This window comes from Streptomyces sp. NPDC059900 (genome assembly GCF_050270335.1).
GTDB lineage: Bacteria > Actinomycetota > Actinomycetes > Streptomycetales > Streptomycetaceae > Streptomyces.
In genome coordinates, this window is the sequence record NZ_JBNNJZ010000300.1 from 1 (window position 1) to 10,094 (window position 10,094).

Genomic DNA, 10,094 nt, shown 5'->3' on the forward strand with positions numbered 1-10,094 from the left:
CCCTGGTGGCGGTCCGCGGCCCCTTCGCCGTCAGCAGTTTGCTTCAGGTGAGCAGCAGGCGTCGTACGTGCTCGATCACCGTGGCTCCGTCGATGCCGTTGCGCGCCAGCAGGTGCCGCTGTCCCCCGCTGCCGGCGGCGAACCGGTCGGCGACCGCCACCCGCCGTACCGGACAGGCGACCCCCAGCTCGGCGACCACCTCGGCCACGGCGGAACCCAGGCCCCCGGCGGCCCAGTGCTCCTCGATGGTGACGATGCCGCGCGTGCGCGCCGCGGCGGTGACGATCGCCTGCCGGTCGAGCGGCTTGATCGTATGCATGTTGAGGACGGCCGCCTCGATGCCTGCATCGGCCAGTTCACCGGCGGCCTCCAGTGCGGTCAGCACGGGGTGCGGGCCGGTGGCGATCAGCGTGACGTCGGCGCCGTGGCGCAGCACCTGCGCGGTTCCGATCCGCAGCGGCTCCGCTCCGAGCGGCAGGGCCGGCGTCGCGCCGCGCCCCAGGCGCAGGTAGACGGGCCCGGGCAGCCGTGCGGACGCTCGCAGAAGGTGTTCGGTGGCGGCGGCGTCGGCGGGTACGAGGACCGTCATGTTCGGCAGCATCCGCATGACGGCGAGGTCTTCCAACGCGTGGTGGGTGGAGCCGAGATGGCCCGCCGAGAGTCCGCCGTGGGTGGCGACGATCCGCACCGGAAGGTCGTTCAGGGCGATGTCGAGTTTCACCGCTTCCAGGGCGCGGGTGGCGGCGAAGGTGGCCATGGTGTTGACGTAGGGGATGCGGCCGGACCGGGCGAGGCCCGCCGCCACGCCCATCAGGTTCTGTTCCGCGATGCCTAAGTTGAGGTAGCGCGGCGTGGCGGCGCCCCACGCGGTGCCGGAGAACAGGCCGGTGTCGCTGTCCAGGCACACATAGCGTGCGTCGGCGGCGGCCATGTCGACCAGCACGTCCCGGTAGACCTCGCGCGCCGCGCGTTCCTCCTGGACGACGGCGGGTTCGGCTGTCACGACGCTCATGCGATCTCCGTTCGGGTTCGTTCGCCGCGGGGTCGGTCACTGCGCGGTCGGTCACCGTGGGCTCGGTCGCCGCGCAGCAGTGCCGCCCGGGCACGCCGGTGTCCGCGTTCGGTGAGCCGGACGTAGTGGCTGCGGGCCTGGCCCTCGATGTACGGCAGTCCCTTGCCCTTGACGGTGCGGGCCAGGAGCACGGTCGGTCTGCCCGGGGTGTGCGGGATGCCGGTCAGGGCCTCGCGCAGCTGGCCCGTGTCGTGGCCGTCGACCTCGTGGACGGTCCATCCGAAGGCGCGCCAGCGGTCGCCGAGCGGCTCCAGGCCCATCGTGTCTTCCGTGTCGCCGCTGATCTGGAGGCCGTTGCGGTCCACGATCGCCACCAGGCGGTCGAGTCCCTTGGCGCCGGCGGCCATCGCGGCCTCCCAGACCGAGCCCTCCTGGAGTTCGCCGTCGCCCAGGACGACGAAGCAGCGCCGGTCGCTGCCGTCCAGGCGTGCGGCGAGCGCGAAGCCGACGCCCAGCGGCAGCCCGTGGCCCAGCGAACCGGTGGGCATCTCGACGCCGGGGACGGCCGGGTTGGGGTGGGCGGTGAACACGCTGTCCGGGGCGCCGTAGCCGGCCAGGAGCTCTTCGGGGAAGAAGCCCCGCTCGGCCAGGGCGGCGTAGAGGCCGATTGCGCCGTGGCCCTTGCTCAGGAGCAGGATGTCCCGTTCCGGGTCGTGGGGTCGGCGCGGGTCGATGCGCATGACGTCGTGGTAGAGCGTCACCAGGATCTCGACGAGGGACATCGAGCCGCCGAGGTGGCCGCCTTCGGGGTTGGCGCACATCTGCACGATCAGTTCGCGTGCCCTGTGCGCGTGGTCCTCGCTCATCGGTTCTCCCCGCTGAGGTGCGTGTCCAGTGCGGCCAGGGCGCGGGTGAGCACGCGGATGCCGAACAGGTACTGCGGCAGTTCGATGTGTTCGCGGTCGGAATGGTCCAGGGCGCTGTCTCCGGGGCCGTAGGTGGCCATGGGCACCGTCCACTTCTGGGCCAGGGTGTTCATGTCGGAGGTGCCGGTCTTCACCTTCGCCCGCGGGGCGGCGCCCTCGGCGCGGATGGCGACCGAAAGGGCCCGCGCCACGGGGTCGTTGCGGCCGACGCGGCAGGCGTCCACCGCGTTGACGACTTCGAGGGTGCCCGCGTCCAGGCGTGCGGACAGCTCCTTGACCAGGTGCTCGCCGTCGAAGCCGGGAGGGGTACGGATGCTGAACTCGGCGGTGGCGGTGTCCAGTTCGCCGTTGATGGACGTCAGGGTCGGGCCGGGGCTTTCGAACCGGGCGTGGCTGGCGTCGGGGCCGAGCAGCGCCAGGAGTTCGCCCCATGCCCGTGCCGCGAGCTCGGAGGCCTTGGGCACGACGTTGCTGGGGTGGGTCGCCTCGCAGCGCACCTCGTACCGCAGGTCGAGCTTGCCCTTGTAGCCCAGGACGACCGTGTCGCAGCCGCTGGGCTCGCCGATGACCAGCGCGTCCGGCGGCTCGTGCGTGCGGCGGATCTCCACCGCGCCGCGCGACAGGGCGGTCTCCTCCTCCACCGCGCCCACGACCACGATCCGGCCGCTGAAGGCGCTGCTCGCGGCAGCCGCGGCGGCCGCGCAGATCATGGCGGCCAGCGGCCCCTTGGCGTCGACGGCGCCCCTGCCGTACAGGCGCTCGCCCTCCCGCCGCACCGGGATGTCCCCCGGCACGGTGTCCATGTGCCCGAGCAGCATCACCGTCGGCCCTGGGCCGCGCCGGATCTCCCCGACGGCGTTGCCCGCGGCGTCGGTCCCGGCGGTGAAGCCCGCCGTGCGCAGGGCGTTTACGACGTACGCGGCCTGCTCCTGCTCGGCGTAGGACAGGGAGGGGATGCGCAGCATGCCGTGGAGCAGGTCGACGGCGGCCGTGTCGGTGAACGCGGTCACTTTTCCTCCAGGGCTACTCACTGTTCCTCCAGGAGTACTTCGGTGCACGCGCCCGCCAGGGCGTCCTGGACGGGGTGCGGCCGGCGGCCGTCGCCGATCAGGACGCGGCGGGCGCCGGCCAGGAGTGCCTCGCGGGCGGCGATCAGCTTGATGCCCATGCCGCCGGTGACCACGGGCGGGGCGCCCTGGCGCGGCACACGGCAGACGGGAAGGACCGAGCGTTCGTCGTGCCGGTCGGCGAGGACGCCGCCCGCCCCCGTGAGCAGCAGCAGGGTGTCCGCCCCCATGGCGCCCGCGACGGCGGCGGCGGCGCGGTCGGCGTCGGCGTTGACCGCTCCGCCGTCCTCGGCCACGGCCGGGGGCGAGATCACGGGCAGCAGCCCGGAGGCGAGCAGCGTGGCCAGGAGGTCGCCGTTGACCTCCTTGATGCGTCCGCTGTGGTCGTCGCGGACGATGATCCGCCGTCCGTCGACGAGTGCGCGGTGCGCCGATTTGCGGGCGGCCACCAGGAGGCCGGCGTCCAGGCCGGTCAGGCCGACCGCGTTCACGCCCTGGGCGCGCAGGGCGGACAGGAGGCGGGGCTTGACGGATCCGGCGAGGGCCAGCTGCACCACTTCGAGGGTCGGCGCGTCGGTGTAGCGGGTCGACACGCCGTCCGGGGCGGTGAGCCGGCGGGCGGGCACGCCGAGGCGTTCGGCGAGTGAGTCGATGTCCGACGAGCCGCCGTGGGCGAGGATCACCGGTGTGCCGCCGCGGTGTACGGCGGCGACGTCGGCGCAGATCGACTCCGCCCGTACGGCGGCGTTGCCGCCGCACTTGACCACGAGTATGTCCCGCATCGCTTGATCAGCCTCACGTCAGTTCGGGTGCAGTCCGGGGAATTCAAGGCCTGTCCGCTCCGGCCAGCCGAAGCGGACGTTCAGGCATTGCACGGCGCCGCCCGCGCCGCCCTTGACGAGGTTGTCCAGGGCGCCGATCAGGAGCACGGTGCCGTCGTCCGCGGACACCGCGAAGCCGACGTCGCAGAAGTTGGAGCCGGTCAGGATCTTCGGTTCGGGCAGCCGGTAGAGGCCCTGGCGCTGGGCGATGACCCGGACGAAGGGTTCGTCCGCGTACGCCTTGCGGAACGCGGTCCGCACGTCCCGCTCGGTCGCGCCGGGTGCGAGCGTCGCGCGGCACAGCACCTGGACGCCGCGGACGGCCTCGACGCCGGTGGCGCTCATCCGCACGACACGCCCGGTGGCCTGGGCGATCTCGGCCTCGTGACGGTGCCCGGAGGGGGCGAACACCCGCAGGGCGCCGCTGCGTTCGGCATGGGCTGCTGCGGGCCCGCCGGAGACCCCCGACCCGCTGGAGCCGGTGCGGGCGTCCACGTGGACGGTGCCCTCGATCAGGCCCGCTTCGGCCATCGGGCGGACCGCGAGGATGCCGGCGGTGGCCATGCAGCCGGGGACCGCGATCCGGTCGGCGGCGGCGAGTTGGGCGCGGTGCCATTCCGGGAGGCCGGTGGTGAACTCGGGGATCAGCTGCGGCGCGCCGTGCGGAACGCCGTAGTAGGACGCGTAGATCCCGGGGTCGTGCAGGCGGAAGTCGCCGGACAGGTCGATGACGGTGGCGGCCAGCTTGAGGAAGCCGGCCATCTTTCCCATGGTCTCCCGGTGCGGTGCGGCCAGGAAGAGCACGTCGGCGTCGACGCCCTCCAGGGCGTCGTGGCCGACGAAGCACAGGTCGGTGAGGCCGCGCAGGTTGGGGTGGGGGCCGTCGACGCGGCGTCCGGCGAGGCGGTCGGAGGTGGCGGCCACGACGGTGACCCGGGGATGGCCGTGCAGCAGCCTGAGCAGCTCGCCGCCGATGTAGCCGGATGCCCCGACGATCGCTACGCGCAGCATGAGTCGGCCCCTGCCACGAGGTGGTCGACGATCCGGTCGGCGACGCTGACGGTGTCGCCGAGTGCCTGTTGCAGACCGGAGAACTCGACGCCGTGGTTGACCTCCAGGACCAGGAGTTCGCCCGTCTCGTCCTCGATCAGGTCGACTCCGGCGATGTCGGCAGCCACGGCCTGCGCGGCGAGCACCGCGAGCTTGGCGAGGTCGGGTGTCAGGGGGCACAGTTCGCTGACGGCGCCCCGCGCCACGTTGGTCCGCCAGTCCTCGGCGCGCCGGTAGGTCGCGGCCACGGCCTCGCCGCCCACCACGACGACCCGGATGTCACGGCCCGGTTTGGCGATCCACTCCTGGACGTAGACGATCCGGGCCTGTGGTGCGGGCAGTGCGGCGGCGTACTCCAGGATGGTTTCCGCGGTCTGCCGGTCCGGCAGCGCGGCGACCAGCCGCCCCCACGATCCGTTCAGCGGTTTGACGACGGCCGGATAGCCGATCGTGTCCAGGGCCGTCAGGGCTGCTTCCGGGGTGAGGGCCAGGGCCGTGCGAGGGGTGGGGATGCCGGCTTCGGCCAGGGCGGCGGAGGTGCGCCACTTGTCGCCGCACAGTTCGGTGGCCCGCGCGGAGTTGACCACCGTGGCACCCGCCGCTTCCAGCGCCCGGGCCGCGTAGGTCGCCCGGGCGAGCCCGATCTCGCGGTTCAGGACGATCGGGCGGGGGCCGCGGTCACCGAGCTGGTGCCACCACCCCCGGCTGTCGATGTGCTGACAGGCGATCGCTCTGCGGTCGAAGGCTGCGAACAGGGCCTTCTCGTCGGTCCGCACCCGGGATGCGAGGACCGCGAACGGCACGGCGTGGCTCACTCGCCCCAGTCCTCTTCGATCTCCGGGGCGAGCGCGGCCCGTATCGGATCCAGGGTGAGGATCTCCAATTCGCTCGCGCATTCACCGCATTCCACGATTTCGCCGATCACCGGCGGTCCCGCGGGGACCACCGAGTTCTCGCATTCCGGGCAGGTGACCATGTCCAGTCCTTTTCATCGATCGCCGAAAGAAGGCCGAGAGAAATCCGAAAGAAACAGGTAGCCGAAAGACACGGGTAAAAGTAGGGGCCTTTCGGGGCCGCGACCGGCAGAACGAGCGGCAGTCTCAGGGGGCCGGGGGGCAGTCCCAGACGCCACGGCGGCAGTCTCAGGCGGCCCGGCCCGCTCCCGTCAGGGTCCGCCGGGATTCGTGCAGGAGCCGCACCAGTTGGAGGACCGTGAACCGCTCGGGGCGGTGGTCGCCCACCGGTCGCACCAGGCCCCGTACGAGCAGCGCGTGCAGGGCGGCGGCCGGGTCCGGGACGAGGGGGGTGAGGTCGGCGAGGGTCCAGTGCGGGCGGTCGGCCACCTCGGCGAGCACGTGGCGGTGGCGCTCGGCGAGCCCGTCGACGCTGCGGGCCAGCGAACGCAGCAGGTGGTGGCAGGTGCAGCCCGTCGGCGGTGCGAGCAGGGAGGAGTCGCGGCCGGCCCGGGCAAGGAGGAGTTCGGGCGGATACACCAGGCACCAACCCGCCGCGTACTCCAGCGCCCTGGGCACGCCGTCGAGCCGGCGGCACAGCCGCAGCACTGCCTGCGCGTTGTCGTCGCGGAGCCGGAATCCCGGCCGTGACCTGCGGATGTGGGAGAGGAACAGCGCCACGGAGGCGACCTCGCTCAGCCGGGCGTGGTCCACGTCCGTGTCCGGTGCTTCTGGCGGCACGGCGGTCGCGGTGAGCGGCAGGACGCGTTCGTCGGGCAGGTGCCGCGGCGCCAGACCGGTCACCACAACGCGCAGCCCCGGGCAGCGTCGCAGCAGTTCTCCTACGTCCACTCCGGCGCTGCCCGGCGGGTCGTCGCCGTCGATCACCAGGAGTTCGTGCCGGTCGCCGATCGCCCTGGCGAGGTCGTCGGTCACGTCGGCTGCGGGCGCCGGCGTGCCGCCTGAACCGGAGCCGACCGCGCGGGGCGCACGGGTCGGACGGGTCGCGCCGCAGCGGCACGGGTCTGGGCCGGGGGCGTGCCATCCGACCCGCCAGCCCCGGGCGCGCAGCACGCGGGCCGCTTCGAGCACCAGGTGCGTCTTGCCGATGCCGCTGATCCCGACCACCGTCACCAGGCGGTGCCCGTACACGGTGACCTGGTCGAGCAGCACCTGTAACTCCGCTTCCCGGCCCACCAGCGCGCCGGGCGGCGCGGGCGGTTCGGGAAGGTCGACGAGCGGCGCCCGCAGGTCCACCGGGCTTCCCCCGGCGGCGTGCAGCTGGCGCCGGTCCGCTTCGCCCAACCGCAAGGCGTCGGCGAGCAGTCCCACGCTGTCCCGGCGGGGCCTTCGCACCCGGCCGCTCTCCAGGTCCCGTATCGCCCGGACGCTCAATGTGGCGAAGTCCGCGAGCTGTTGCTGGGTCAGCCCGGACCGTTCACGGTGGCGCCGCAGGAGTTCGGCGAACGCGGCCGTCCGGCCGGCCGGGGGTTCATGGAGCGACGGCGCATGCGCGGCGGTTTTCCCGATCGGGTGCGGACCGGCCTTCATGCGCCGGGTGACCTCGCCGTGAGTTCCCCCGCGGCCGCCGTGTCCCAGCGGTTCTCTTTCCCGGTCACTGATGTTCCGGACGGTTTTCCGAATGGTGTTTTTCACGGCTTCGGACGCCCTTTCTCTGTACGGTTCCCGTGTTTCGGTTCCCCCGTACGTTGGTGCAGGTCATCCCCAGCCGCTGTCGCCGTCGAGCAGGACGGGGGACGACGCCTTGGCAAAGACGCCCGCGCTGTCGGCGCCGCTGTTTTCCGCGGCGGCCGTTCCGGCCGTGGCACCGGCCGCCAGCAGGCAGAGAACGGTGACGACGAACGCGCGGACAGACTTCATGGTTTCTCCCGGAGGACGAGGGCGAGTGGTGCTTGAAAAGTCCCGTCCGGCGTTGTCCGGTCGTTTCCCTTCCGCTCTTCAAGGATGGTGGGTGCACCTGCCGGAAGCCACGGAAGGAGCCATTCACCAAGTTCCCCGACACCGAAGGTGGGGGGTGAACAAAACGCCCATACATTCCCAGTCGGCTACAATGCGGGCCGCGGTTGTCCTGGATCGCCGGTACCGGGACCCGGCTACCGCCTCTCCGGAGCCGTGAACGCGTTGCTTGTGGCCGGGGTCGACCGTGGCCAGGATGAGCCCGGTTGCCCGGAACCCTCGTCTCCGCGTTCGGCGGTGGCGACCCCTCCGCACCAGGACGCCCGCGCGTGCAGCGGCCCACAAGATGCCGCCGTGTCCGGGCCCGAGCCCCGGACCGCCGACCCCGGCGCCCCCTGACCGAGGTGGATCATGCCTGCTCCCCAGCACGTCACGCTGCCCCTGACTGCCGCCCAGAGCGCCGTCTGGTTCGCTCACCAACTCGCCCCGGACTCCCCCGTCTACAACGTCGGCGAGTACGTCGAGATCCACGGCCCCGTCGACGCCGCCCTGTTCGAGGCCGCGCTCGCCCAAGTGGTCCGCGAGGCCCAGACCCTGCACATCCGGCTCGTCGAGACCCCGGACGGGCCGCGCCAACTCATCGGCCCCGATCCGGGCCCCCGGCTGCGCCACCTCGACCTGAGCACGTCGCCCGACCCGGACGCCGCCGCGCGCCGCCACATCACCGCGGACATGGCGCGGCCCGTCGACATCCTGGGCGCCGACCTCTTCGGGTACACCCTCATCCGCCTCGCCGACGACCGCTACCTGTGGCACCAGCGGTATCACCACGTGCTCGTGGACGCCTTCGCGGCGGCGGCCGTCACCGCCCGCGTGGCCCGCCTCTACACCGCGCTCGCCGCCCCGGACGCCGAGGGCTCCGCCGACGTACGGGCCGCCGCGTTCGCCCCGCTGGCCGGGCTGCTCGACGACGAGCGGGCCTACGGCGCCTCGGAGCAGCGCACCCGCGATCGCGACCACTGGTCCGAGCGGTTCGCCACGCCGCCGGACGCCATCGCCACCCTGGCCCGCGACGGGCGGCAGGCCGCCCCCTCATCGGGGTTCCTGCGCGCCGAGGCCGGCCTCGACCGGGCCGACACCGACGCCATGCGCGCCTTCGCCCGCGCCGCCCGCACCAACTGGACCGCCCTGGTCGTCGCCGCCTGCGCCGCCTATCTGCACCGCTGCACCGGCCTGACCGACATCACCCTCGGCATCCCGGTCAGCGCCCGGCGCGGCGCGGACGCCCGCAACACGCCCGGCATGGTCTCCAACGAACTGCCGCTGCGGCTGCGCATCACCCCGGACACGTCCGTCGGCGACCTGCTGCGCGCCACCAGCACCGAACTACGGGCCCTGCTGCGCCACCAGCACCACCGCTACGAGGACCTGCGGCGCGACCTGCGGCTGCTCGACGGCGGGCAGCAGCTGTTCGGGCTGATGGTCAACATCATGCCGTTCGACTTCGACGTCACCTTCGCCGGTCACCCCATCACCGTGCACAACGTCTCCAACGGACCGGTCGCCGACCTCAACGTCGCCGTCTACGACCGCTCCGACGGCAGCGGACCGCACTTCACCTTCGACGCCAACCCGGCCCTGTACGACGCGGCCGAACTGGAAGGCCACCAGCGCAGGTTCCTCGACTTCCTCACCGCGTTCGGGGGCCACGGCCCTGACCTGCCCGTCGGCCGCCTCGACACCCTCACCACCGCCGAACAAGCGGACCTCAAAGCCGCGGCCGAGGCCCGCCCGCCGGTGCCGATACCGCCCGGATCGATCCCCGACCTGTTCGCCGCGCAGGCCGCCTCGACCCCCGACGCCACCGCCGTGGTCGCCGCCGACGGCACCCTGACCTTCGCCGAGCTGAACGCCCGCGCCAACCGCCTGGCCCATCTGCTCGTCCAACTGGGCGCCGGTCCCGAGCAGTTCGTGGCGCTGCTTCTGCCGCGGGGCGCGGACATGGTGACCGCGCTGTTCGCCGTCCTCAAGGCGGGCGCCGCCTACGTTCCCCTGGACCCTGGCCAGCCGGCCGAGCGCACCGCGCGCATCCTCGACGAGGTCACGCCCCTGCTCGTCCTCACCACCGAGGACCTGGCCGCCCAACTCCCGGCCACAGAAAGCCCGTACGACGTCCTCACCGTGGAGGACATACGCCTCGACCAGCCGGGCCTGCCCGGCATCGACCCCACCGACGCCGACCGCACGAGCCCGCTGCTGCCCGCGCACCTCGCCTATGCCATCTACACCTCGGGCTCCACCGGCCGCCCCAAGGGCGTGGCCGTGCAGCACGCCGGGCTCACCAGCCT

10 protein-coding genes are annotated in these 10,094 nt (G+C 72.8%); 1 reads left to right on the forward strand and 9 read right to left on the reverse strand.

Annotation, left to right across the window (positions count from 1 at the left end; genetic code table 11):
* Positions 1–43 precede the first annotated feature (43 nt).
* From ACQKIP_RS29785 to ACQKIP_RS29825, 9 genes are all read right to left on the reverse strand, one after another.
* Entirely contained in the window at positions 44–1,012 is a 969-nt protein-coding gene (locus ACQKIP_RS29785) for a transketolase family protein (protein WP_365866430.1), read from the reverse strand.
* A complete protein-coding gene (locus ACQKIP_RS29790; RefSeq protein ID WP_365866431.1) occupies positions 1,009–1,878 on the reverse strand; it encodes a transketolase in 870 nt (289 codons plus the stop codon). Before ACQKIP_RS29790 ends, ACQKIP_RS29785 begins: the two co-directional genes overlap by 4 nt.
* On the reverse strand, positions 1,875–2,948 hold the full coding sequence (locus ACQKIP_RS29795; protein WP_365866433.1) for a M20/M25/M40 family metallo-hydrolase: 1,074 nt from the start codon (positions 2,946–2,948) through the stop codon (positions 1,875–1,877). Before ACQKIP_RS29795 ends, ACQKIP_RS29790 begins: the two co-directional genes overlap by 4 nt.
* 17 nt (positions 2,949–2,965) lie before the next feature.
* Positions 2,966–3,787, reverse strand: coding sequence for a [LysW]-aminoadipate kinase (locus ACQKIP_RS29800; RefSeq protein ID WP_365866435.1), 822 nt, complete (start codon positions 3,785–3,787; stop codon positions 2,966–2,968).
* A gap of 18 nt (positions 3,788–3,805) precedes the next feature.
* Positions 3,806–4,837 (reverse strand): N-acetyl-gamma-glutamyl-phosphate reductase, encoded by a 1,032-nt coding sequence (argC, locus tag ACQKIP_RS29805; protein WP_365866437.1) that lies wholly within the window; start codon positions 4,835–4,837, stop codon positions 3,806–3,808.
* Positions 4,825–5,691: a RimK family alpha-L-glutamate ligase gene (locus ACQKIP_RS29810; protein WP_365866439.1), complete on the reverse strand. Its 867-nt coding sequence runs from the start codon at positions 5,689–5,691 to the stop codon at positions 4,825–4,827. Before ACQKIP_RS29810 ends, argC begins: the two co-directional genes overlap by 13 nt.
* The gene (locus tag ACQKIP_RS29815; protein WP_190086224.1) at positions 5,688–5,852 is read right to left on the reverse strand and encodes a lysine biosynthesis protein LysW; all 165 of its coding nucleotides are present in this window, start codon (positions 5,850–5,852) and stop codon (positions 5,688–5,690) included. The genes ACQKIP_RS29810 and ACQKIP_RS29815 overlap by 4 nt, the downstream gene beginning before the upstream one ends.
* A 166-nt stretch (positions 5,853–6,018) precedes the next feature.
* Positions 6,019–7,380, reverse strand: coding sequence for a helix-turn-helix domain-containing protein (locus ACQKIP_RS29820; RefSeq protein WP_365866441.1), 1,362 nt, complete (start codon positions 7,378–7,380; stop codon positions 6,019–6,021).
* 168 nt (positions 7,381–7,548) lie between these two features.
* Entirely contained in the window at positions 7,549–7,710 is a 162-nt protein-coding gene (locus ACQKIP_RS29825) for a hypothetical protein (RefSeq protein WP_365866443.1), read from the reverse strand.
* Between the two features lie 447 nt (positions 7,711–8,157).
* Between ACQKIP_RS29825 and ACQKIP_RS29830 the strand changes: the two genes are divergently transcribed.
* The coding region (locus ACQKIP_RS29830; protein ID WP_427744650.1) for a condensation domain-containing protein at positions 8,158–10,094 on the forward strand (1,937 nt) is incomplete at its 3' end.

Excerpts from the sequence above, each read along its gene's own strand:
- ACQKIP_RS29820 (WP_365866441.1), bottom strand. The coding sequence starts at position 7,380 with ATGAAGGCCGGTCCGCACCCGATCGGGAAAACCGCCGCGCATGCGCCG.
- ACQKIP_RS29790 (WP_365866431.1), bottom strand. The coding sequence starts at position 1,878 with ATGAGCGAGGACCACGCGCACAGGGCACGCGAACTGATCGTGCAGATG.
- ACQKIP_RS29815 (WP_190086224.1), bottom strand. The coding sequence starts at position 5,852 with ATGGTCACCTGCCCGGAATGCGAGAACTCGGTGGTCCCCGCGGGACCG.
- ACQKIP_RS29785 (WP_365866430.1), bottom strand. The coding sequence starts at position 1,012 with ATGAGCGTCGTGACAGCCGAACCCGCCGTCGTCCAGGAGGAACGCGCG.
- ACQKIP_RS29825 (WP_365866443.1), bottom strand. The coding sequence starts at position 7,710 with ATGAAGTCTGTCCGCGCGTTCGTCGTCACCGTTCTCTGCCTGCTGGCG.
- argC (WP_365866437.1), bottom strand. The coding sequence starts at position 4,837 with ATGCTGCGCGTAGCGATCGTCGGGGCATCCGGCTACATCGGCGGCGAG.
- ACQKIP_RS29800 (WP_365866435.1), bottom strand. The coding sequence starts at position 3,787 with ATGCGGGACATACTCGTGGTCAAGTGCGGCGGCAACGCCGCCGTACGG.